The 22772-nt window shown below is 61.1% G+C and carries 21 protein-coding genes; 10 read left to right on the forward strand and 11 right to left on the reverse strand.

Features of this window, described 5'->3' with window-relative positions; translation table 11 throughout:
- Positions 1–107 precede the first annotated feature (107 nt).
- Both X728_RS145525 and X728_RS1000000171710 read left to right on the forward strand, forming a co-directional pair.
- Positions 108–1766, forward strand: coding sequence for a DUF927 domain-containing protein (locus X728_RS145525; protein WP_196815094.1), 1659 nt, complete (start codon positions 108–110; stop codon positions 1764–1766).
- A 310-nt stretch (positions 1767–2076) separates the two neighbouring features.
- On the forward strand, positions 2077–2481 hold the full coding sequence (locus X728_RS1000000171710) for a phage integrase N-terminal SAM-like domain-containing protein (RefSeq protein WP_081732448.1): 405 nt from the start codon (positions 2077–2079) through the stop codon (positions 2479–2481).
- Here X728_RS1000000171710 and X728_RS145515 read toward each other — a convergent pair.
- From X728_RS145515 to X728_RS145470, 10 genes are all read right to left on the reverse strand, one after another.
- Positions 2432–3454, reverse strand: a complete 1023-nt coding sequence (locus X728_RS145515) for an NAD-dependent glycerol-3-phosphate dehydrogenase (RefSeq protein ID WP_023832290.1) — start codon at positions 3452–3454, stop codon at positions 2432–2434. The genes X728_RS1000000171710 and X728_RS145515 overlap by 50 nt on opposite strands.
- Before the next feature lie 23 nt (positions 3455–3477).
- Positions 3478–5526, reverse strand: a complete 2049-nt coding sequence (locus X728_RS145510) for a bifunctional aldolase/short-chain dehydrogenase (protein WP_023832291.1) — start codon at positions 5524–5526, stop codon at positions 3478–3480.
- Positions 5527–5593: 67 nt separating this feature from the next.
- Complete coding sequence (locus tag X728_RS145505) at positions 5594–6658, reverse strand: ABC transporter ATP-binding protein (protein WP_023832292.1); 1065 nt, start codon at positions 6656–6658, stop codon at positions 5594–5596.
- 50 nt (positions 6659–6708) lie between these two features.
- Positions 6709–7437: an SDR family oxidoreductase gene (locus tag X728_RS145500; RefSeq protein ID WP_023832293.1), complete on the reverse strand. Its 729-nt coding sequence runs from the start codon at positions 7435–7437 to the stop codon at positions 6709–6711.
- A gap of 62 nt (positions 7438–7499) precedes the next feature.
- Positions 7500–8999, reverse strand: a complete 1500-nt coding sequence (locus tag X728_RS145495) for an extracellular solute-binding protein (RefSeq protein ID WP_023832294.1) — start codon at positions 8997–8999, stop codon at positions 7500–7502.
- Positions 9000–9068: 69 nt separating this feature from the next.
- Positions 9069–9965: a carbohydrate ABC transporter permease gene (locus X728_RS145490; RefSeq protein WP_023832295.1), complete on the reverse strand. Its 897-nt coding sequence runs from the start codon at positions 9963–9965 to the stop codon at positions 9069–9071.
- A 2-nt stretch (positions 9966–9967) separates the two neighbouring features.
- Positions 9968–10855 carry a sugar ABC transporter permease gene (locus tag X728_RS145485; protein ID WP_023832296.1) on the reverse strand — a complete coding sequence of 296 codons (888 nt, stop codon included), beginning with the start codon at positions 10853–10855 and terminating at the stop codon, positions 9968–9970.
- Positions 10856–10932: 77 nt separating this feature from the next.
- Entirely contained in the window at positions 10933–12468 is a 1536-nt protein-coding gene (gene glpD, locus X728_RS145480; RefSeq protein ID WP_023832297.1) for a glycerol-3-phosphate dehydrogenase, read from the reverse strand.
- The gene (locus tag X728_RS145475) at positions 12452–13279 is read right to left on the reverse strand and encodes an HAD-IIB family hydrolase (RefSeq protein ID WP_023832298.1); all 828 of its coding nucleotides are present in this window, start codon (positions 13277–13279) and stop codon (positions 12452–12454) included. The genes glpD and X728_RS145475 overlap by 17 nt, the downstream gene beginning before the upstream one ends.
- 4 nt (positions 13280–13283) lie before the next feature.
- Positions 13284–14639, reverse strand: coding sequence for an iron-containing alcohol dehydrogenase (locus X728_RS145470; protein ID WP_023832299.1), 1356 nt, complete (start codon positions 14637–14639; stop codon positions 13284–13286).
- Positions 14640–14749: 110 nt separating this feature from the next.
- Between X728_RS145470 and X728_RS145465 the strand changes: the two genes are divergently transcribed.
- From X728_RS145465 to X728_RS1000000170450, 8 genes are all read left to right on the forward strand, one after another.
- Complete coding sequence (locus tag X728_RS145465; protein ID WP_050589940.1) at positions 14750–15742, forward strand: sugar-binding transcriptional regulator; 993 nt, start codon at positions 14750–14752, stop codon at positions 15740–15742.
- A 27-nt stretch (positions 15743–15769) separates the two neighbouring features.
- Positions 15770–17257 (forward strand): FGGY-family carbohydrate kinase, encoded by a 1488-nt coding sequence (locus tag X728_RS145460; protein WP_023832301.1) that lies wholly within the window; start codon positions 15770–15772, stop codon positions 17255–17257.
- 42 nt (positions 17258–17299) lie between these two features.
- Complete coding sequence (locus X728_RS145455) at positions 17300–18331, forward strand: NAD(P)-dependent alcohol dehydrogenase (RefSeq protein WP_023832302.1); 1032 nt, start codon at positions 17300–17302, stop codon at positions 18329–18331.
- A gap of 727 nt (positions 18332–19058) precedes the next feature.
- Positions 19059–19583, forward strand: a complete 525-nt coding sequence (locus X728_RS0135625; RefSeq protein WP_155924008.1) for a hypothetical protein — start codon at positions 19059–19061, stop codon at positions 19581–19583.
- Between the two features lie 129 nt (positions 19584–19712).
- Positions 19713–20342, forward strand: coding sequence for a site-specific integrase (locus tag X728_RS0135630; RefSeq protein WP_245266177.1), 630 nt, complete (start codon positions 19713–19715; stop codon positions 20340–20342).
- An 84-nt stretch (positions 20343–20426) separates the two neighbouring features.
- Positions 20427–20813 (forward strand): DUF3768 domain-containing protein, encoded by a 387-nt coding sequence (locus X728_RS145450; RefSeq protein ID WP_245266178.1) that lies wholly within the window; start codon positions 20427–20429, stop codon positions 20811–20813.
- Between the two features lie 7 nt (positions 20814–20820).
- Positions 20821–21840 carry a hypothetical protein gene (locus tag X728_RS1000000167910; RefSeq protein WP_050589941.1) on the forward strand — a complete coding sequence of 340 codons (1020 nt, stop codon included), beginning with the start codon at positions 20821–20823 and terminating at the stop codon, positions 21838–21840.
- Positions 21840–22439: a hypothetical protein gene (locus X728_RS1000000170450; protein ID WP_023832306.1), complete on the forward strand. Its 600-nt coding sequence runs from the start codon at positions 21840–21842 to the stop codon at positions 22437–22439. The genes X728_RS1000000167910 and X728_RS1000000170450 overlap by 1 nt, the downstream gene beginning before the upstream one ends.
- Here X728_RS1000000170450 and X728_RS145440 read toward each other — a convergent pair.
- Positions 22436–22666, reverse strand: coding sequence for a helix-turn-helix transcriptional regulator (locus X728_RS145440; protein WP_023832307.1), 231 nt, complete (start codon positions 22664–22666; stop codon positions 22436–22438). The genes X728_RS1000000170450 and X728_RS145440 overlap by 4 nt on opposite strands.
- Between the last annotated feature and the right edge of the window lie 106 nt (positions 22667–22772).

A 22772-nucleotide genomic window follows, 5' to 3' on the forward strand; every position in this document is an offset into this window, starting at 1 on the left:
AAAGCTACGTCGGGGCTGACCAGTGTTGTGAGTTCGCTATTCGATTTCGACCATAATTTCAGTGGCTCAGCAGTGATTTCAGCATCGTACCAATGAGGTTTAGCAAAATGAGCCGTACGCAGTCACACAAAAGTCGTCGCACCATTTCCCGCCCTCGACCGAAGCCATCGCGCTTTGTCCACCCACCCGTCAAAGCCGAGGTCGCCGTCGATCAAAACGGAAATAAGTGGGTAAGAGTTTGGCTCGGTGGACGGACTGCTTATGCGCCACTCGAAAAGCTCATCACCGATCAAAAGCATTTTTGGGCCGATCTCTACAAGAGAGGGTTGATCATTGCGGCCGCCTCAACTCGTCATGCCATCGTGAGCCAGATTCAAAACTCAACCAATGTGGAGCAAGTGTATGCGGTCGACCGAACCGGCTGGCACGGGCACGCTTACGTTAGGGGAGAACAAGACATCCCCGACAAGTTGGAGCTCAAACCGGTCGTCGGCGCGCTTCCGGCATCTGTTCGGCAATGGTCCACGGCTGGTAGTTTTCTAGACTGGAAGACTGAAGTTCGGCGACTTTGTAGCGATCAGCCGCTGGCGATTTTTGCGCTTGGTTGCGCATTTGCTTCGATGCTCTTGCCCTTCGCAACTCGTATAATGGACAACCCGGGCTTCGAGTTGGTTGGCCCCAGCAGTCGAGGCAAAAGCACACTGGCAAAGGTGAGCGTTGCCATCTTCGGATCGAAGAAAGATTGGTGGAGGAGTTGGCAAACCACCCTAAACGCTCTGGAGGAGCCCATGAGCGCCTCCTGTGACGCCATCCTGGTGCTGGATGAACTTAACCACGCGTTGGGTGCCAAAAATGTCCCGATTGACGAGGTTGAGAAAGCGGTATTCAAGCTTGCCGAGGGAGCGGACAAAGCTCGTCTTGGTGCCGGCGTGCCGCGGAGTAGTCGGTTCATTTTCCTCAGCACCTCCAATCAACCGATCCGCGATCTCCTGGCGCGGACGGCTGCGGAACGGGCGCAGGCGGTCGGGGTCCGCATGAGCACCGTGACAGTGGACCGAGAATTCGGTTGCTTCGATAGTCTCCCTGCGGGCTGCGCGGATTCCGCTAAGGCAATCGACCAATTGCAGTCGTTGGCGATGACGCACTACGGATGGGCGGGAAATGCCTTTTTGGCTCGTCTGCAGCAGTTGTCTCAGTCCCGCCCCGACCTGCTTGAGACGCGTATTAAGCGCCGGATGGATGACTTCAACCGGAGGGCGGGCGTTGATCCCAACAACGGGGAAGCGAGCCGCGTTGCCGATAAGTTCGCGCTTGTTTATGCAGCGGCTTCACTGGCTGTGCGGTGGAAAATTTTGCCCCTTGATTCTATTGGCCCGGGGATACTCGCGATTCACCGTGAATCGACCAACGGCGACCGTGCCGCCTATCAACCGAGCCATGTGGTCAGCTCTGCGATAGATCGGATCCGGAATTACGTCAAAGCGAATAGCGGTGGGATAGTCGATCTCGCCGGGGGGCCAGTTGATATGACGATAACGGAGCTCAACACCTGCCCAGGTTTTCGATGCTCGAAATGGGGAGGTAATTGGGTGCTTTTTCGGAAGGACGCTTTCGAGAAAGCCTTTGGCGCCGACTCTAGTAACCTGCTGAAGGAGCTCCGTGACGCGCGGCTGCTTCAGCACGATAGAGACGGCCTGCAAACCCAAATCAAGATCCGCAACTCGGCGCCGAAGGACCGAGTGTATTGTGTTCGGCTGGCCCCGTAGAGGAGCGGCTCGCCAGCCAATCGATTTGGCTCGGTCGGTCTCATCGCATGGCTTTGCCAGACACTCGCGCAACTATCACCGATTGACCACAAGTCAGTTACGTGAACGTCGCATCGCACCTGATGTCCGCAATGCGCCTCATGCACGAACCCGCTCCGCGGGTGGGGCGCCTCGGCCTGTGATGGCGCGACAGGCATTTGACTTGAGCGGGTAGAGGCGTCGACCTGACCATGGAGTTCCCTTCAACGAGAGGAACTCGCCATGGCTACCCTGTCGACCGGATGCACCAATCTCTCCGCTTCGCCAGAGCATGCAGCACGACATGCTCATGCGTGGCCTGGGCTCCCATACCCAGCAGGACTACGTTCGTCACGTCCGGCGCTTCGCTGCGTTCCTTGGCCGCTCGCCCGATACTGCGACGGCTGCGGACATCCGTCGATTCCAGTTGCATCAGCATGAGAGCGGCGTCGGCCCTGCGACAATCAATGGCGCGGTCTCGGCATTGCGGTTCCTGTTCCTCGTGACGCTGAAGCGGCGGGATCTGGCCTGTGCGCTAATAGCGCTTTCGGACCAATTTGGATTGAAGAGGGCGATACCTTTAGTTAGTAGCGGTCGCATCTCGCTTCGAAAAGTCTTATGCGTTGGGCATTCTGAGTGTGTAAGACTTAAAGTAAGTCGAATTGGAATGGCGCGTCGTCGAGTAAGGCATCGATGATGGCGGACGTGAGCGGGAAACCCTGGCGTTGTGTTGCGTTGCCGGTCGAGGCAGCCGGAATCCAGGCCGATAGCGCTCGCGCCGTGTCAATCCCTTCAACCGTCTCTCCGGTGAGTTCCGCCGCCATCGCCGCGCTCACCGTTCGCCCCTGTCCCAAGGCGTGGCCGAGGCGGCTGTTGCGGCCGCCGCCCACTGTGACGTGCAGGTCGCCGATCCCGGCAAGGTCGAAGGCGGTGTCTCGCCGCCCGCCAAGCCGCTCGCACAATAAGGCCATTTCGCGCGCCGCCTGGTTGAAGGCACCTGCGGTGGGATTCCTGGTGGCGCCGCCACGCTGCACATCGGTGAAGCGCGTCTGCATCGCGCTGACGCCAATGGCGAAGAAATTCTTCAACGCGGCGCAGCCTTCGACGCCGGCTGCATCATCGGTAGTCGACAAGCGGTAGTAGCTGGTTTGCATCAGTCGGGCAAAACCCGTGGCAATTTTCTCGTCGGCGCAGGCATAGACGCTCGCCGTGGGAAGGCGGTTCGCCAACTCACGCGCGATGCACGGGCCGCCGATGCCGATGAAGTGCTGCATGAGTCCGACCGCGGGCGGCACCGCTTGCGCGTAGGTGGAAAGCTTCCCGTCATCACGGACCAGACCCTTAGTCACGAAGGCGATCGGCTTCGGCGTCTGAAGCATTTCGTTGAGCTGCTTGACCGCCCATGCGATGCCAGGGCTGCTGACGCCGATGACGACAAATTCCGCTTCCGCGAAATGTGTGGGGCGCAACGCACCGAAGTCGATCGGTCTGACGCCTGCGGGCAGCGGCGCGTCGAGCTTGGGGTGGACGCCGCCCGGCCGCCGCATCGCCGCAATGGCCGCACTGTCGAGATGTGTGCCGACAAGCAGCACCTCGTGGCCGTTGTCGGCCGCCGGCACCGCAAGCGCGCTGCCCATCACGCCCGCGCCGAGGATGAGGATGCGCGCCATGTCTGGATCTCCCTTCGTGTCTGTCAGCGCATCATCGCGGCGACATTGCCGCCGTCGACTGTCAACACGGCACCCGAGGTCGCCCGCGCCTTGGCCAGATGGACGAAGGCTGCCGCAACGTCGCTGCCCGTCACCTCGCGCGCGACGAGGTTCCCGCGCATATATGCTTCCGCCGACATGCCGCGGGCGCGGCTGCGCTCCTCGACCATGGCATGCGTCATCAGGCCCGTGCGGATGCGGTCGGCGTTGACCGCGTTGGAGGTGATGCCATCCGCGCCGTGTTCGATCGCGTACTGGCGCATCAGCGACATCAGCGCCGCTTTCGACGTTCCGTACGGCCCGAAGTCCGGGCCTGGATTGACCGCCTGCTTCGACACGTTGAAAACCAGCGCACCGCCCGTCGCCTGGGCGCGCATCACCTTGACGGCCGCGCGGGCGATATAGTGATGGCCCCAGAAATTGAGCGCGAAGGCTTTCTCGAAGAGCGCGTCCGATACGTCGACGAGCTTACCCTGGAAGGCCGCACCGGCATTCGAGATCACGATGTCGACGCCGCCGAAACGCGCGCTCACGGCGTCGATCGCCGCCTGGACCGATTGCGGATCAGTCACGTCGCAGACCCTCCCGAAGCCGCCCAGGCGAGCCGCCTGCGTCGCCACAGATTCTGCGTCAATGTCGAGCATGGCGATCTCAGCGCCTTCGGCGCGCAGAGCCTTGGCGATGGCGAGCCCGAGGCCGCCCGCGGCACCGGTCACCACCACGACCTGCCTGGTCAGCGGCTTCTCGACGTTCTTGGCGAGCTTGGCTTGTTCCAGCGACCAATATTCAATGTCGAACAGGTCGGCCTCTGGAAGGGCTTCGAAGGCATCGATGCCCTCGGCCTTTGTGATGACGTCGATCGTGGCCTCGACGACATCGCCGCACACCGCCGCGGCCTTGCTGGTCGGACCGGCGGCAAAGATGCCGACGCCGGGGACGTAGAAGACACGCGGCATGGGGTCAAGCATGGTCTTGATCCCACCGCAGCGGGTATTGTTGCGCTCGAAATAGGCTTTGTAGTCGGATACGTAGGCGGCGACGGCATCGCGCACCGATCCTGCCCACGCGTCGAAATCGTCCGCCACGGGAGCAGGCAGGGCCACCCCGAGCCGCTTGATGTGGATGACATGCTCGGGCGTCGCGTTGCCGCGCGAAACGAGACTCGCCAGGTTTGATGCATTGCAAAAGTCGAGGATCTTCGGGTTGGACCGGTGTTCAAGCACGAAACGCTTCGGCATGCCCTCGATCCCAGTACCGATAGCGATCGCGCCACGCAATATGGGCGCGATCGCTGCCGCGGTCGCCAGGTTGGAAGGCGGATTCACCACCGTGAACGGCTTGGGATTGCCCTTCGCAAGGCGGCGTTCGGCCCGGTCGATCTTGGCGATCATATCCTCGTAGGAGGTGCGGGCATCGTCCGACCACGTAAAGATGCCATGCTTGAGCAGGATCATCCCGTTGGCCTCCGGATCGGCACGGAATGCGGCGTCGCAGGCCTTGGCGAGGTCGAAACCCGGCATGACGTAGGGGACGACAATGGCCTTGGGAAACAATTCGCGGATCAGATCCTCGCCGTTGGGCTGGTTCGTCAGCGACACGATCGCATTGGCATGGGTGTGATCGATATGCTTGAAAGGAAGGATCGCGTGCAGGATCGCTTCGACGGAAGGGTTAGGGGCCGTCGGATCGAGCAGCAGCCGGCGCTGCATCATCACCATCTCCTCGTCGCTCATCGACGCGAACTTCACCAGCGCCTTGAGCGGCTGAAGCTGGACGGCGGGTAGACCCTGCGGCTCGATCGTTCCCATGTCCCAGCCGCTGCCCTTGACGCAAAGCACCTCGACCGGGGAGCCGCCGCGCTCTGTGAAAACCGTTTTCACCGAGGTATTGCCGCCACCATGGAGAACGAGCTCCGGATCCGAACCCAGCAGCCGGGTGGTGTAGGTGCGGATCGCAAGATCACGGTTCACGCCAGCCGCGACGTAGCGGTCGACGGTCGCTGCAAAGCCCGTATCGGACCATCTTGATTTCATGACGGCTTCTCCTTCGCGCGACGTCGTGGCGCGCCTCAATAGGGTCGATGGTGACCGACGATCTAACCTAAAGCCGTCGTTCGCTTGCCGCGTCGAAGACATGAACCTTCGAAGCAGGCACGTCGAACCGGACCTCGTCTCCCTCGCGGAACGGCAAGGTCCGGTCGACGATCGCGAAGAATTCGCCAGCCGCCGCAAGTGTGCAGAGCTGGACGTCGTGGCCGAGCCGTTCGACGAGGATTGCCGTGGTGCGGATCGGTCCGTCCGCCGAGACGACGACATCTGTCGGGCGCACCCCGCACACCACCTTCTGTCCTGGTTTGGCTGTCGTCGAATCGGGCAGAAGCAAGCGGCCATTGACGGTGTCGACGGCCGCCGCGCCGTCCGCGGCCACGACGGTTCCGTCCATGAAGTTGATGGCTGACGAGCCGATGAAATCCGCGACATACTTGCTCGACGGCGTGTCGTAGACCTCGTCGGGCGATCCCATCTGCTCGATCTTGCCGGCACGCATGACGACCACCTTGTCCGCCATTGTCATGGCTTCGATCTGGTCGTGGGTGACATAGATGGTTGTCGTCTTCAGCCTGTTGTGGAGCTGCCGGATCTCGGTGCGCATATGCGCGCGCAGCTTGGCGTCGAGGTTCGATAGCGGCTCGTCGAACAGGAAGACCGAGGGTTCGCGCACCATGGCGCGGCCCATCGCCACGCGCTGGCGTTGTCCGCCCGAAAGCTCCTTGGGGTAACGGCCCAGATACGGCGTGAGATTGAGGATTTCGGCGGCGCGCTCGACCTTCGCCTTAACCTCAGCGGGGGGAAGCTTCGCGACCTCCAGGCTGAAGGCGATGTTCTCGTAGACCTTCATCGTCGGATAAAGCGCATAGTTCTGGAAGACCATCGCTATGTCACGCTCGCGCGGATGCATGTCGTTGACGCGCTTCCCGCCGATCATGAGGTCGCCGGCGCTGACCGACTCCAGCCCGGCCGTCATGCGCAGGAGGGTCGTCTTGCCACAGCCTGAAGGTCCGAGCAGCACGACAAACTGGTGATCCTCGATCGAAAACGAGACGTCCCGCATGATCTGCACGGCACCGAACGATTTGCCGATGCCCCTATATTCTACCGTCGCCATGAACTGGCCTCCGCATTTCTTCTTTTCGTTGGGCGCCGGATTTCCTGGCGTCAGTATTTCTGCCGTGTCGGCGTGATGACGATTTCCTGCACGATCGCTTTCTGCGGCATTTGGTATGCGTCGAGAATGAGCTTTGCGACGACGTCGGCCGAGATACCGCCTCCGATCGCCTTCTTGTTTGCCTGGTAGCCGGCAAGTGTGTTCTTATCGTTCACATGGTCCAGAACCTCCGTCTCGATGATCCCGGGCGAGAGCACGATCACCCGCACGTCGTGCGGTGCGAGATATTCGCGAAAGCTTTCGGACACGGCATGAACAAAAAACTTGGTGCCGCAATAGACGGTATGGTCCGGGTAGACCTTCCGGCCGGCGATCGAGCTCATCATCATCAACGTGCCGTGCTTGCGCGCGATCATTCCAGACATCACAGCATGGACGCTGTTCATCACGCCCTTGGTGTTGATGTCGATCATCTCGTCCCATTCTTCCGGCGGCTGGCTTGCGATGTCGCCGAGACGCGCTATGCCGGCATTGGCGAACATCATGTCGACGGGTCCGAACTTTGCTTCGGCGTCCGATACCGCCGCGGCGATCGCCTGCCGGTCGCGCACGTCGACCCTGGCGAGCACGGCGTTGGGCAAACCGAGCGCCTCGAGCCTGTCGAGCCGCCTCGCCATCAGCAGCACGGGATGGCCGGCCGCTGAAAACGCGCGCGCCGTGGCTTCACCTATGCCCGAACTGGCGCCGGTGATCGCAACGAGCGGTCTGTCTCTAGTCATTGATACACTCTCGCGTTGATGAAGAAACCGGGGCAGCTCGCACCGCCCCGGCGATCTGTCTCTTAGCCCTTCATCACGGCATCGACCTGGGTGGCGATGTCGTCCATGGCTTCCTTTGCCGAGCCGTAGTTGCCGGCGAAGTATTTGCCGAGCGCAACCGGAATCGTGTCGCTGGAGAGCTGTGCCCATTCCGGCAGATCCGGCTCCGAGCCCATGTGGTTGGCGATCGTCTCACGAACGACGGGCAGATGCCGTGTCGTGCCGGCCCCGACCTTCGCATTGGCCTTGACGCGCGGATCGTCATAGACGCTGGCGCGCGTCGGACCCGTGCCACCGCCGAGCGCGGTGATGAGCGCTTGCGTGTCTGCGCAGGTCGCCCACTGCATGAACACCCACGCCGCGTCCGGGCTCTTGGAGTATTTCGAGACGGCCAGGGACGAGCCGCCCTGGTGGCCGACGCCGGGGATTTCGCCGAAGCCAGTCTGGTCCTTGGTGCGCAACGAGGTCGCCTTGGGCGGAACGGCCACATCGCAGAGGCCGGAAATCTTGGTCTGCGTGGGATCGTCGAAATACGGGAAGAACTCGCCCCAGGACAGCATCGACGCCGCGACGCCCTGCGCCACTGCCTGGCCCTGTCCGTCCCATGTCCAGCCGTCGACGCCGGCCGGCATGCTCTTCTTGAGGTTCGTCCAGTATTCCATGGCCGCGAGGCCTTGCTCGTCATTGCCGACGAACTTCTTGTCGGCGTTGAAGATCGAACCGCCATGGCCCCAGAGCATCGAGGTCCATTCGCATTCGAGCGCGTAGTGGCCGGACTTCATCTGCCCGGCGATGCCCGCCATGCTCGGGCCCTTGGCGTCCATGATCGCCTTGGAGTTGTTCGCGAGCTCTTCCATCGTGGTCGGCACCTTCAGGCCCAACTCCTCATAGATATCCTTGCGGTAGATCATGATGAAGATCGGGATGTCGTAAGGGACGCCAACCATCCGGTTCTCGTACATGGCGATGCCGTCCACGAGCGCCGGGAGGAAATCGTCGATATTATAGTTCGGCATGGCGAGGTCGGGCTTGGCCTGGATCTGCTCGCGCGGGTCGAAAACGTCCTGGCTGAAGGACGCGGCCCAGCTCTGGTCGATATAATAGAGATCGTAGGTACCGAGCGACGAGGCGACGTCCAGCGTCATCTTTTGCAGGACCTGCTCCAGCGGCAGGACCTCGATCTCGACCTTGATGCCGCTCGCATCCTCGAAATGCTTCTTGAGAAACGAGTTGAGCGCATTCGACGGCGGAGTCGATTCCGTGGCGAGCTTGATGGTGGTGCCGGCGAACGGCTTGCCGACATCCGCAACCCATTTCATGATCTCCGGCGAGGGCTGTAGCGCTTCCTGGGCAGCGGCCGACGGCACGAAATTGAACAAGCCGCGGTTCATGCCCATGCCAAGTGCGCCGGCCCCGAGGCCGAGCTTGCCGGCGAGCCGCAGGAAATCGCGACGTCCCATCTCCCCCTTCACGAACCGGTCGGTAATCGATGCGAGGTGCATCTTCCGGATACTGTCTTTCATTTCACTTCCTCCAAAGTGCGGACGGCACCATTGCCATCCGTAGTCCGATAGAACCTGTCCATCCTTTGCCTACTGCTTGAGCGACCCCATTGTGAGGCCGCGCACCAGGTGGCGCTGGACGAGAAGTATGACGATAAAGGCTGGCACGATGGACGCCGCGCCGAGTGCTGCCATGTTGCCCCAGGCCGTGCCGATCGACGTCACGAAGGTGGACGAGACGACCGGCACCGTCTTCAGGCTTGTCTGTGTGAGGGTCAGGACGAACAGGAATTCCGTCCAGGAGAAGATGAAGCAGAGCACGGCGCTCGCCGCGATGCCGCCCTTGGCCATCGGCAGCACGATGCGGCGAAAGATCGTCCAGCGCGACGCGCCGTCGACCAGCGCACTTTCGTCGATCTCGGTTGGAATGTCGTCAAAGAAGCTCTTCAGCAGCAAGACCGCCAGCGGCAGGTTCATCAAACCATGGATCAGGATCACGCCGGTGTAGGTGTCGAGCAGACTGAACTGCTTGAAGATGAAGAACATCGGGATCGCGACAGCGACCGGCGGCATCATCCGCGTCGATAGCACCCAGCTCACAAAATGATGGCGGCCACGGAAATTCATGCGCGACAGCGCGTAGGCCGCCAACGTCGCCACCACGATCGCCAGGATGGTCGAGAAGGTCGCGACGATGATCGAGTCGAGCAGCCTCGGCGCCATGTAGAAATTGCCGCCGCCGGGAGTGACGGCTTCCTGACCGCCGAAGCCGAAACCAAGCGAAATTCCGAACACCTGCTCGAAATTGCGCACCGTCGGCTCGAACGAAAAGATGATCGGCGGCCAGTTGAAGATGTCTTTCGCGTTGCGGAACGCGACCGATGTCCAGAAATAGATCGGGAAAAAGAACAGGCCGACCACGACCCAGCCCGCGATGGTGCGAAGCGCGCGCTGACCTGATGTCTGATGCGGGAGCACGTCGGCCATCGTTACCACCGCACCTTGAAGACTTTGATGAATATGTTGGCCATGACGATAACCATGAAGAGGCTGACCAGGCTGAGCGTCGCGCCGTAACCCCACTTGGTGAAGCTGAAGGTCTGTTGCCACGCGTAATAGCTCAGCGAATAGGTGGCGGTGCCCGGACCGCCCGAAGTCATCGTGAAGACGTAGTCGAAGACGCGGAACAGATCGATTCCGCGCAGCAGCACCGCCACCGCGATGACCCGCGACATCATCGGGAGCGTAAGCCGCCGGAACGTCTGCCAGGAACTGGCGCCGTCAATCATCGCCGCCTCGTATGGCTCGGAAGGCAGCGAGCGCAGGCCGGCAATGAAGATCAGCACTATGAATGGCGTCCATTGCCAGATCTCCGCGAGCAGAACCCCTGCCAGCGCAGTGCTGGAACTGGCGAGGATCGGATGTGACTTGTCGAGCAAGCCCAGCGAATCCAGCGCATAGGTGATGACACCGAATTGCGGATCCTGGAGGAGCAGGAACATCATGCCGGCGATGGCCGGCGGGATGACAAGCGTCATCGACAGAATGGCTCTAAGGGCGCCGAAACCCGGCAGTTCCGCGTCGAGCAGCATCGCGATCGCCATGCCGAGCGTCAGCTCGATCACCAGCGCGATGGCGAAGTAGACGAAGGTGACGCCAAGCGAACTCCAGAATCGCGTGTCCACCCAGATCTGCTGCCAATTCTGGAAACCAACGAACGCAAGCGCGCGCTTCTTCGGCACGAACTCGTGGAAGGACAGCCAGATATTGTAGATCAGCGGGTAAATGGTGAAGACGATCAGGAACGCGACAAGCGGCAGCAGCCACGGCACGGGCGAGTCCGATATCGAGAGGCGCTTGATCTGCGCGACCGCCATAAATGTCTCCTCCCAACTCCCCGGCGGGGAGCATTCCTTGTGAAGCGGGACTAGCTCCGCGTCACTCCTTCTATCGCCTAGATAGCCAGGCGCAGACCCGTTCCCGCAGCACTCGCCGACCGGTTCCTCATCCAGCCGTCGAGTTCCTCAATTTCCTGCGCCGACATCCGCAGCCCCGATTTGGTTCTTCGCCAAACCACGTCCTCGGCTGTGCGCGCAAACTCGAAGTCGATAAGATAGCAGACCTCGGCCTCCGACAGGCTGCAGCCGAAAATTCGGCCAAGGTCGGCTTCCACGCGTGCGTTTCCCAAAATGACGCGAGCCCGCGTACCATAATGGCGTACAAGCCGCCGTGCCTCGCGCGGGTCGAGAAACGGGTAGTCCTCACGCAGGCGCCAGGCGAGCTGCTCGGCGCCGTCGATCGGGAAATCGCCGCCTGACAGTGCCTTGGTCGCCGTCCAGCCGGCATGACGTGCGACATCCGGAAACAATCCAGCCAGACGACCGAGGGCATCCTCGGCGAGGCAGCGGTAAGTCGTGATCTTGCCGCCGAAAACCGTGAGCAGCGGCGCGGTCCCTGCCGGCACATCGAGCGAAAGCACGTAATCACGCGTCGTGGACTTCGCGTCGGCAGAACCATCGTCGTAAAGCGCGCGCACCCCGGAATAGGACCAGACGACTGCATCGGTGGTGACCGGCTCGCGGAAATAGCCGGACGCGGCGCTGCATAGATAATCGATCTCGGCCGCCGAGGCGCGCACCTCATCTGCCGGACCCGCCTGATCGACATCGGTCGTGCCTATGAGGGTGAAGTCGTCCTCATAGGGGATTGCGAAGACGATGCGCCCGTCCGGCTGCTGGAAGATGTAGCAGCGATCGTGGTCGTAGATCTTCGGAACCACGATATGCGAGCCGCGCACAAGCCGCAGCTTGCCGTCAGCCAGGACGCCGGCACGCTCGATCACGTCACCAGCCCATGGACCCGCCGCATTCACTAGGCTGCGCGCGCGGATGGTCCGCCGTTCACCGGTCTCGACATCTTCCACGACGACGATCCACAGCCCGCGTTCACGCCGCGCCGCCAGGCAGCGTGTGCGCGGGTTGATCGACGCGCCCTTGCTCTCCGCGTCAGCCGCATTGAGAACGACCAATCGGTTGTCCTGTACCCAGCAGTCCGAATACTCGAAACCAATCGAGGATCGATGGCGCAGCGGCTCGCCAGAAATATCGCTGCGCAACCGCAGCGTCTTCGTAGGCGGCAGCCGCTTGCGCCCGCCGAGATGGTCGTAGATGAACAGGCCGAGCCGCAGCAGCCAGGCTGGACGCAGACCCTTGCGATGGGGAAGCACGAACCGCATCGGCCAGATGATGTGCGGTGCGATTCCCCACAAAGTCTCGCGCTCGGTCAGCGCATGCCGAACAAGTTTGAAATCATAGTGCTCCAGATAGCGGAGACCACCATGGATGAGTTTGGTGGAGGCCGAGGACGTGGCTCCTCCGATGTCGCCCATCTCGCACAGATAGACTGAGAGCCCGCGACCTGCGGCGTCGCGTGCAATGCCGCAGCCGTTCACGCCACCGCCGATGATCGCGATGTCATAGACTGCGTTCATGCTGCCACCGATCGTGACTGGCGCCTTGCAGGATCGTGTTGGCGACTTCCACGAAGCCCTCGCCACCAGGTCCGCGGGACACGAAGGCGGGCAAGGCATCGATCGCGTCGCGAAATGCCAGCACGTTGGAGACACCGCAGGCATTCGGGAAGAAGCCGAACATGGGGGCGTCATTGGGGCTGTCGCCGACGAAGACGGCAAGGTCGCGATCTCGGTCGATATCGAACCCGAGAATGTCCGCCGCAAAGCGCCGCGCGGTCGACAGCTTGTCGTAGGCGCCGAACCACCCGTTGACATGGATGGAAGATATCTTGGCGACGGCGCCTTCCGCTTCGAACATCGCCTGGATGCGGCCAGCCGCCTCGAGAGGCAGCGGCGGCACGTCTTCGCAGAAATCGATCGCCAGATCGGCCTCGCGGTAAAGCTGGTCGGAGGCGATGGCGCAGCCTGGCACCGCGCTCAGGATGCGTTCTCCGAGCGCTGCAAGCCGAGCGCGGTCGACCGCCCTTTGCTGAGTTTCGACGGCGAAAACACGACGCATGCGCCGCGCGGATCGATCATAGGCGAAGTAGAAGGCGCCATTCTCCCCGACGACCCCGTCGATAGGCCACATCCGGGCAATCATGTCGCACCAGCCCGCCGGACGGCCGGTGATCGGCGCGACCGCGATGCCTGCTGCCGAGAGTGCCTCGAGAGCGGCATAGGCCGAAGCGGGAAGCACGCCATCGTGGGTCAGGGTGTCGTCGATATCGCAGAACACAACCGCGATCCTGGCAGCAACCTCGACGGGCATGTCTGCGAGCGGACGCATTCTCTTAGAGCTCCCCGGCCGCGAAATCTTCGAGGAGGCCACTGTCGGCGGCGAGGTCAAGGAAGGAGTAACGGTTGCGCATCTCGCGACAATGGACCACCGCCTCGCGGTAGAAGTCGACGGGAAGTCCGAGATCGGCTGCCGTCAGCGGACCGCCTGCGGCAGTGAGAAGGCGGACCATTTCGGCAACCGGCAGCGTGAAGGCCAGGAGTTCCTGCCGCAACTCTGGCCACAGAGTAACGAGCGTCTCGTTCAGCGCCTCGGCACCGGCTGCGTCGAGGAGCTTTGGAGCAATCTCGGCATAGCACTGCGCGGCCGCCTCAGTGCCCATGCGTCGCGCCATGTCCTGCGGATCGATGCGCGTTGGGCGGACAAGCGGCGGCGTTTCGCTGGCAAGCATGGTCTGCTGCAGCCGCGCCATGGTGAGGGTGGCGACGCCAACCTGCTGACCATGCAGGGTGCCTGGATGCCGCTTTCCGGCGAAACAATCGATGTAGTGCGACACCTGATGCTCGCCCATCGAACCATGGTTCGACATGCCGGTGAACGAGACCCCAAGCCCACATAGCGTCAGCACGCGGTACAGATAGCCGTGAGCGGCCATGTCGCCTTTTGGCAGGAGTGCGGCGCGAGCGTTGAGCTCGGCTTCGTCCTTGTCCTGGATGAGAAATGGCAACGTGGCATAGAGCGTCGAAAAAAGGCGATGCGAAAGCCACCAGTCCACCTGCGCGACGGAGCGCACCAGGCAGTCTGCGAAACCGGCGGCGGCGAGGTGCTTGGGAGCGGCGGCAGACACGCCAAGATCCGCAAAGAAGCCTGCCGGGGCGTGCGAGGGCAGGGAAACCTTCAGCCCGCTCTCGAGCGTCATCGAGGCGGTGGTCGAGGTATAGCCGTTCATGGACGCAGCGGTGCCGAAGACGCAGTAGCGCCGGCCATCGAGGCCGGTGACGTATTTGCAAAGATCGTTGATGGTTCCCGAGCCCACTGCAACGACGGCCCCGACGCCCCTCAGATCGTCTGCGAGGCGCGTCGCCGTGGCGATGTCGGCATGTGGATTGTCGAGGATCAGCGTATCGACGGAACCGAGCGCCTTGAGCGCCTTTGCGATCCGCCCGCCCATGGCGTCATAGGTCGCTGCGTCGGCAACCACTTTGAAACTGGTGCCAAGCTTGAGTGCCCGAACGAGGTCCGCCTCGCGGCCTTCGAGGCTATCGGCGATCACGACGGACTCGTATGGAACCGTCTTGATCAAGCCGGTCTCGGGATTGACCCAACGACCGGCGACGATCTCACCGATGAGCTCCGACCAGTCGATGCCGGAGGGCGGCGATGATGAAGCGAAGGGCGCTGCCATGTTCATGAGAATGCCTTAGAGATTCTGCCACGACAAAAGATATCGAGATGTGGCATATGTCAAGACACTTGCCAGTCACAATTGACATAAGTCCGATTATATTCGATGAACTTGCCATGAAGCGCGAAGCGATCCCGACCAGTTCCCGTCTCGCGACCCTCGCCCCGGCGGCGGTAATCCCGACCGAATTCGACGATGCGATCGTCTGGGCGGCCTGGCTCTACTATGCCGACGAGATGACCCAGAGCGAGATCGCAAAGATGCTTGGCGTCTCACGCGCGACGATCGTCAACTACCTCCAGGAAGCACGCGCGCGTGGCATCGTGACAGTTAGGATCAGCAGCGAGGCGGGCGGGCGGACGTTGCTGGCGCGTCGCCTCAAGGAGCGGTTCGGTTTGGAAGGGGCGTTTGTCATCCCGACGGGCGACGATGCCGCGCTAGTGAAGCGACTCGGCGATGCCGGGGGCAGAGTGTTGGCCGAAATGATCAGGCCTGGCGATACGATCGGCGTGGCCTGGGGGCAAACGGTTCTTGCAGTAGCCGATTCGGTTTCGCTTCCCGCCGCGCTGGAGGGCTTGACGGTCGTTCAGGTCTCTGGAAGTTCGACGGGCAGCCCGGATTTCTCGCCAGAACTGTGCACGTCGCTTCTGTCGCGGCGGATCGCGGCGCGCTGCGTGAACTTGCTCGCGCCAGCGGTTCTGTCGACGCCTTCGCTCAAGCGACAGCTTCTCGCCGAGCCCGTGCTCCTGAAGCAGTTCGAACTTATCCACTCGGCCAATCTCATCCTGTTCGGCGTCGGCGACATCGGGCCGCGCAGCACGGTGCGGGCCTCCAATATCGCGACACAAACGGAGATGGACGCCTATGTCGCGCGCGGCGCCACTGCCGTCATCATCGGCAGGTTCATCGACCGCGACGGCAAGCCGATGTCCGGCGAGCTGGACGATCGAATGGTCGGCATCGAGTTGGAGGAACTAGCCCAAGTGCCGATTAAAGTGTGCGTCGCGGGCGGGAAATCCAAGTTGCCTGCCATTCTTGCCGCTTTGAAGGGCGGCTATGTGACCCATTTCATAACCGATGCCGCGACCGCCGAGGCGCTTACGGCCTGACAATCTGAAGCCCTGGAGGAGGAGACCATGGCGAAAGACACCCGATACGTCGTCGGAATCGACTCGTCGACGCAGTCCGTCAAGGCCATCGCATGGACGCGCGACGGCTTGCCCGCGGCCGAGGGCCGCGCGCCGCTCGACATCAGCCTGCCCCGGCCTCTGCATGCCGAGCAGGACGCCGACCAATGGTGGGTGGCCACCCGTACCGCGCTGAAGGCCGTGACGGCTGCCATCGACCCGGCCAGCATCGACGGCGTCGCAATCTCGAACCAGCGCGAGACCATGGTTCTCGTCGACGAGCAAAACCGTCCGCTCGCCCCGGCAACGCTGTGGCTCGACCGGCGCGCGCAGGCGATGACGCAGGAACTCAGCGACGTGTTCGGCGCCGAGACGCTGCACGGCATTTCAGGCAAGCCGGTTGGCGTCATCCCCTGCCTCTACAGGCTCGCTCATATGCGCAGGCATACGCCTGAACTTCTGGACAAGGCGCATCTCATTCTCGACGTCAACGGCTTCCTGCTTCGGCATCTTACCGGAACCTCGCACGCGACCTGGACGAGCGCGGATCCATTCGGCATTTTCGATATCCGCGAGAAATCATGGTCGCGCCCGCTGCTCGATCACCTCAAAATCCGGAAGAACCAACTCCCCGACGTTCTCGCGCCGGGTCGGCAGGCCGGCACGATCCACGCTTCGGCCGCGGCCGAGACGGGTTTGAGAGAAGGGACACCGATTTTCGCGGCTGGCGGCGACGGCCATTGCGCATCGCTCGGCGTGAACGCGGTGCGGCCCGGCATTGTTTATCTCAATCTCGGCACGGCGGTGGTCAGCGGCGTTTGGGCGGCTCAGCCGGAACTCAGCCGTTTCTGGCGAACCCTGATTTCGCCGACAGGCGAAGGCTACCTCCTGGAATCGTGCCAGCGCTCCGGCGCCTTCTTCCTCAACTGGTTCATCGACAATTTCGCCGGGGGCCGTAGCGATCAAAGGGTTTTTGCGAAACTTGACGAGGCGGCGGCTTCGATCCCGGTCGGTTCGGATGGCGTCTCGGTATGCTCCTATCTCGTCGGCTGCATGGACCCGCACTGGGATGAAGACGCGCGAGCGACTTTCACCGGCATGGCGCCCGAACACACGACCGCTCATCTCTATCGCGCCTGCCTGGAAGCCATCACGCTCGAATTCGCGCGCTCGCTTGTCGCGGTGCGCGACAAGCGCTTGGCCACGGAGCGGATTCTGGCGATCGGCGGCGGAGCCAGCAATCCTGTCTGGCTCAAGATGATTGCCGACTCGACGTCGATTCCGGTGACCCTCAGCCTCTCTAACGAAGCATCCGCCCTTGGCGCGGGCATCTACGCGGCGGTCGGGGCAGGATGGTATCAGAGCCTGCAGACCGCGGCAGAGGGTATGACACGCACCGCCGGCGAGATCGAGCCTGATCTCTCCACGGCAAGCGCGTGGGCAGCGCTTTCAGCGCGGCAGGCGCGGGTCTATGCTGCGAACCGAATGCTCGTCTGACGATCGCGGTGCGACAACAGAAATTTTGAATGGAGTGAGGTCATGCTAGCCCTGGTTCTCGAAAAGCAGCACGAACTGAGCCTGCGGGAGATTGACCTGCCGCTCGATGTCGGGCCGACCGACGTCAAGATCAGGATCGACACTGTCGGCGTATGCGGCAGCGACGTGCATTACTATACGCACGGCCGGATCGGTCCTTTCGTCGTCAACGCACCGATGGTGCTCGGCCATGAGGCGGCAGGCACGGTGATCGAGGTGGGCGGCGAGGTCACGGCGCTCAGGATAGGCGATCGCGTCTGCATGGAGCCGGGTATTCCCGATCTGTCGTCGCGGGCATCCAAACTCGGACTCTACAACATCGACCCGACCGTGGTGTTCTGGGCCACCCCGCCGGTCCACGGCGTTCTCACCCCTGAAGTCGTCCATCCCGCCGCCTTCACCTACAAGCTGGCCGACAATGTCTCGTTCGCGGAGGCAGCTATGGTCGAGCCTTTCGCGGTCGGGCTGCAGGCGGCTGTGAAGGCAAAGATCCAGCCCGGCGATGTGGCTGTCGTCACGGGCGGCGGGCCAATCGGCATCATGGCGGCGCTGGCGATGCTCGCCGGTGGTTGCTCCCGCGTCATAGTTTCCGACATCGTCGACGAGAAGCTCGCCATTGCCGCGCGCTATCCAGGCGTTTCGACGGTCAACGTTCGGAATGCGCGACTGGCAGACGCCATCGCCAAGGCAACGGACGGGTGGGGCGCGGACGTGGTGGTCGAGGCAAGCGGTGCACCGAATGCCTATGGTGGCATTCACGACCTGATCCGGCCGGGTGGCTGTCTGGTGCTGGTCGGCATGCCGGTCACCCCGGTTGCCATCGATGTATCATCGTTTCAAACGAAGGAAATTCGCATCGAGACAGTGTTTCGATATGCTAATGTCTTCGATCGGGCGCTGGCCATGATCGCTTCCGGAAAAGTGGACCTCAAGCCGCTGATCAGCGCGACGTTCCCGTTCGAACAGAGCATTGCCGCATTCGAGCGCGCTGCGGAAGGACGGCCCGGAGACGTGAAGCTGCAGATCAATCTGTGACGATAGGCCGCTGAACTGGCAAAGGCTGTCGATGACCGTTGGATCTGCCGACCCGTCGCGGAATACACCCCCTTGGCAGTGATCGAGGTACCTCCGCCATCAGAAAGACGTCGGCATTCTTGTCGCCTCGCGAACAATCTCTAGGATCGATGACAGCTGATCGCCGAGGATCACGCGTAACACTGAGCTCGACACTGATGCCCGCCTTTCCGTTTGGTAAGCGATAGGGTTGCCGCCGCACATCCCATCATCAAAAGTTGGGGCTTGAGGTTAGGCGTTCAAGAGGGCGGAACAATAGCTCCAACGCGCTCCCGTGGAACGGCAGCATCAGGGTAGGTCACGAAACGCCGACCTACGTAGAAATTGCTGCACAGTACTCTCAAATTCGCAAGCCGCAGCGCAGAACGAAACGCCACTGGTTGCGCCTACCTTATCTCCCTGCCGCTCGGATGATTGCGCCCTAATTCAATCACTATCTTCGATCGCAAGCCCGAGCATGTGAAAAGGGCGCCTTCAGTGCCCCCTTTCCGTTTCGGAAATCGTCGGAAGCTTGCGCTCGGCTCAGAGTAGCCAGTATCAGGTGCTTAATTCACCGATTAGCCTCTCTGAGGAGCATTTATTCGGTTTTCCGGCGTATTGCTCCAGTCATATTTACATCTATATTTGACTTTTCCGCTTGTTCATGCTATGTTCTATTGTGACTAAATAAAAAGCAATGGAGATTGAGATGGAGAAATTTGCCGTTATTCTTGACGGTACCGTTGAAGGCAGACCGCGTGCGTGCACGTTCGCGGGGGATGCGATTGGCGCAGCTCTTACTGTCGCACATGCGCAAGGTGTCGCCGTGGTAGTCCCGTCGAACGACGAGCTTGTCGCCCTGGCAAAGGAGATACCGGCCGGTCGAGTGTCCCCGGCCGGCAAGGTCGTATGTGTGTTTGTAAAACACGATGTCTACGAAAAGTTCGCGGCTTTGATCGGCACCGAGCATGAGCTGCGACCAGCCGATGCCGGCAGCGCCGCCGACCAGCCTCCCGTCACGGCACCGGCGCAACAGCTGGATCTTTGGTCTAGTATTGTCGTCGGCTCGACTGTGCTTGCCACGGTCGGCCGCGAGGACGGCTGGTGGGAGGCCGTTGTCCTTGCCGCCGATCCCTCCAGCGACCGCTTAACGTTGTCGTGGCGTGATTGGCCGAACCTGCCGTCGTTTAGTACATCGCGGCGCCGCGTAGCGCTTGCTGCACCGAGCGCTTGAACCTCGGTTGCCTTCGGCGGGAACGTCGCCCGCCGAAGGCACATTAATTCCGCCAAAAGGTGATTGTGCAATCTTAAGTTGCGTTTAACTCGTAAATGTGTTATCATGGTTGTGTCAACTGGTTGAGCTTTGTCGAAGATAGCCGGCCGTTTCAACCGCCACCAAACACACAAGGAATTCAACATGCGAGGTCAGCCAGCAAAGTTGCTGCGGCCGTCGGAACTGCGCGCGCTTCTGACTTGGAGCAAGCGAAGCCGACTGCCGCTGAGAAATCGTGTAATCGTACTTTTGAGTTTTCGTGCTGGCCTTCGAGCCTGCGAAATCGCTGCCCTCGATTGGTCGATGGAATCGACAGCGAATGGCAAAATCGCGCTATTGATCGAGTTGCCTGGGTGGGCGGCGAAGAAAGGAAGCGGTCGACGCATTCCGATGCATCCTGAGATCAGCCAGGCGCTCAAGCAACTCGTTCGCGGTGCCGACCTGACCGGGCCAGTCATCGTATCCGAACGCAGAGACCGAATGAGTGCTAAAACCATCGTCAATTGGTTTGCTCGTGTCTATGGCGATCTAAGCCTCGACGGCTGCTCATCACATTCGGGCCGCCGGACATTTATCACCCATGCTGCTCGAATGATCCATAAGGCCGGCGGCTCGTTGCGCGACGTTCAGCAGCTGGCCGGCCACAAGTCGCTGAATACCACCCAATCCTACATCGACGGCGACGCTACCGCCCAACGCAAGCTGATGCGTCTCCTCTAACCCCCACTGACCATCCAATCACCTTCGCCTCGGCAGCAATCGCTGCCGTGCCGCCTTCGCTCGTGCTCAAGAAAGGAAAAGCTCATGACCGAGAAAGACAAGGGAATGTTGCCGGCTGATATCGAAATGATCCGCGGAATGCTCGATGAAAACCTAGTCAAAATCCGTCAACTCAACGACGACCTTAGGATCAGACGTCTCGGCGGAACAATTGTCATTACCGCTGGTATCGCCGGCCTTGGCGCATCGGCCGTAACGAAGACCATCGCCGCAATCGCCGCCTTCGATGCTTTCACACCGGAGAACGACCCCAACGGCGAGCATGACTGTGCTGTCATGACCGTCGACGGCGTCAAAATCATCTGGAAAATCGACTATTACGACCTGAACCGGCAGTCTCTTTCACCCGATGCCTCCGACCGAAACGTCACCTCTCGCGTCATGACCGTCATGCGCGCCGATGAATATTGAGAGGCGCATGACGATGGTGAAAACAATTGATGACGCCCGGCCGATGATGGCAGCGCTGGTCTCTCTGCCAGCCCAGTCAAAACATCATGGCATTGATCCATTGGCGCTCGGCCAATCCTCAGATGCGTCAGAGGCCATTGCCAATTCCGATACCTCCTGGCTGTACCGGTCTCTGATTGACGGTTTTAGCTACCAGGGGATCCGTGACTCACACGCCCGCGCTTATATCGAAAAGCACGGCAACGCCGAATGGTACGGCGTCACCGATGCGCTCAGCAGGGAGGGACGTTCCAGCGAGCAGGAGCTCTGCCCGAAGCTGGTCGACTTTGATAGCTATCGCGGTTGCCGTTATCGCAAGGTCGCTCAGACCTGCGCAAATCCCGACAGCCTGGCCACGTGCCCTGTGCCCAAGCTGGCATTGAGGAAGGGTGTTCTTAACGAGCAAGCTTTCTCGCTTTATCTGTTCATCCGCGACGAATGCAGTGGCGATCTAGTTGCTTTTATCGACCGATTGCTCGATGTGACCAACACCGGCGAAGACCCGGTCTCCGCCGGGCGCGAAGAGCTTCTGGCGGCTTTCACGCAAGTCGTTGGCGTCTCACGCAAGCTTGCCGGCATGATGCTCTCACAAATCCTCCTCAACGCTGGTCCCGATCGCGAACGATGGCACGCCGTCGGCGCATCAGTCGTCGTGGTCGACTCGCTGGTGCATAACTTTCTTCACCGGACTGGCACTTTGTCAGCCTATGAAGGCGATCACCTCTATGGTGAACGATGTTACGGCCCGGCGAGCTGCGAGACGATCCTGCGCGACCTGGCAGCCCGGCTATCTACTCCCGCCGGTTCAATCTCACCTCGATCGCTTCAGCACGCTGTCTGGCGATTTTGTGCTGCCGACCAGCTGGCCGTCTGCAATGGTAACAACATACGCGACACCCTTCCCTGTCAGCTCGAGTGGTGCGGGTTGAAGACCCATTGCAGTCGACTGTCCCTCCGGCCCGCGAAACCCACGACGGAGGAGGTGTGATGGCTCATCTCACTCCTCTTCCCTTTCGACAGGGCGAGCTCGATGGCCTCTGTGGAGTTTATGCTGTCGTAAACGCGATCCGGTTGGTGCTTGGCGTTCAAGCAACTCTTTTACGCCAACGCGATTGGCAAGATCTTTTTGTGGCACTGGTGGAGGCCGTTGATCGGTCAGTAGGTGCGGCCCACGCCGCGTCGAACGGTATTGATACACAGCCTTTAAGGTATTTGCTAAAGGCCGCAATTCTGCATCTGGCGACTGAACACGATCTGACCATCCGAGCCAAATCTATGCTCGGCCGAGACGAACAACCATGTTTTGAAGAGCTCTTGCGTCGACTTGGCGATTGGGTTGGACAACCAGGTCAGGCCGTAGTGTTGTCAGTCTTCGGCTCGCTCAACCATTGGACGGTGGTCCGCCGTATCAGCCGCAGCTCCCTCGTCCTCTTTGACAGTAGCGGCTATGCGCGGATCTCGCTCGATGCGTGCCGCATGGCCCACGAGCGACCGAAGCCCAAAGGACGACAGCACATTATCCCGCACGACGCCATTTTTTGCGTGGGCCGCCATGAATTAAAACGACGCGCAGCACTCAGTGGCTAGGACATCATTTTCTTTGTCTTCGGTCGTTTCAAAAGGTCCGAAGCGTCCACGTTTAACGCATTGGCCAGTCGCTCAACTACATCGATTGAAGCGCTGTAGACGTTCCGCTCCAACGAGCTCACATAGGTTCTGTCGAGTTCCGCCCTATGAGCAAGCTCCTCCTGCGAAAGCCCTTGCTCGTGTCTCAGTGCCTTCAAGTTGAAGGCCAGCACCTCTCGTATTGTCATGAACGAGAGAGCAGCGCCTTGTCGAGTATTTCACCACGGAGTATACTCTACATTTCCGCTTTACAGCACCGACCGTCTGCCGGCAATTCCAAGTCTCGGCGCGCTC

Source organism: Mesorhizobium sp. L103C119B0, assembly GCF_000502235.1.
Lineage (GTDB): Bacteria > Pseudomonadota > Alphaproteobacteria > Rhizobiales > Rhizobiaceae > Mesorhizobium.

Coding starts and splice junctions, on each gene's coding strand:
- X728_RS145525 (WP_196815094.1), top strand. CDS start 108: ATGAGCCGTACGCAGTCACACAAAAGTCGTCGCACCATTTCCCGCCCT.
- X728_RS1000000171710 (WP_081732448.1), top strand. CDS start 2,077: ATGCAGCACGACATGCTCATGCGTGGCCTGGGCTCCCATACCCAGCAG.
- X728_RS145515 (WP_023832290.1), bottom strand. CDS start 3,454: ATGGCGCGCATCCTCATCCTCGGCGCGGGCGTGATGGGCAGCGCGCTT.
- X728_RS145510 (WP_023832291.1), bottom strand. CDS start 5,526: ATGAAATCAAGATGGTCCGATACGGGCTTTGCAGCGACCGTCGACCGC.
- X728_RS145505 (WP_023832292.1), bottom strand. CDS start 6,658: ATGGCGACGGTAGAATATAGGGGCATCGGCAAATCGTTCGGTGCCGTG.
- X728_RS145500 (WP_023832293.1), bottom strand. CDS start 7,437: ATGACTAGAGACAGACCGCTCGTTGCGATCACCGGCGCCAGTTCGGGC.
- X728_RS145495 (WP_023832294.1), bottom strand. CDS start 8,999: ATGAAAGACAGTATCCGGAAGATGCACCTCGCATCGATTACCGACCGG.
- X728_RS145490 (WP_023832295.1), bottom strand. CDS start 9,965: ATGGCCGACGTGCTCCCGCATCAGACATCAGGTCAGCGCGCGCTTCGC.
- X728_RS145485 (WP_023832296.1), bottom strand. CDS start 10,855: ATGGCGGTCGCGCAGATCAAGCGCCTCTCGATATCGGACTCGCCCGTG.
- glpD (WP_023832297.1), bottom strand. CDS start 12,468: ATGAACGCAGTCTATGACATCGCGATCATCGGCGGTGGCGTGAACGGC.
- X728_RS145475 (WP_023832298.1), bottom strand. CDS start 13,279: ATGCGTCCGCTCGCAGACATGCCCGTCGAGGTTGCTGCCAGGATCGCG.
- X728_RS145470 (WP_023832299.1), bottom strand. CDS start 14,639: ATGAACATGGCAGCGCCCTTCGCTTCATCATCGCCGCCCTCCGGCATC.
- X728_RS145465 (WP_050589940.1), top strand. CDS start 14,750: ATGAAGCGCGAAGCGATCCCGACCAGTTCCCGTCTCGCGACCCTCGCC.
- X728_RS145460 (WP_023832301.1), top strand. CDS start 15,770: ATGGCGAAAGACACCCGATACGTCGTCGGAATCGACTCGTCGACGCAG.
- X728_RS145455 (WP_023832302.1), top strand. CDS start 17,300: ATGCTAGCCCTGGTTCTCGAAAAGCAGCACGAACTGAGCCTGCGGGAG.
- X728_RS0135625 (WP_155924008.1), top strand. CDS start 19,059: ATGGAGAAATTTGCCGTTATTCTTGACGGTACCGTTGAAGGCAGACCG.
- X728_RS145450 (WP_245266178.1), top strand. CDS start 20,427: ATGACCGAGAAAGACAAGGGAATGTTGCCGGCTGATATCGAAATGATC.
- X728_RS1000000167910 (WP_050589941.1), top strand. CDS start 20,821: ATGACGATGGTGAAAACAATTGATGACGCCCGGCCGATGATGGCAGCG.
- X728_RS1000000170450 (WP_023832306.1), top strand. CDS start 21,840: ATGGCTCATCTCACTCCTCTTCCCTTTCGACAGGGCGAGCTCGATGGC.
- X728_RS145440 (WP_023832307.1), bottom strand. CDS start 22,666: ATGACAATACGAGAGGTGCTGGCCTTCAACTTGAAGGCACTGAGACAC.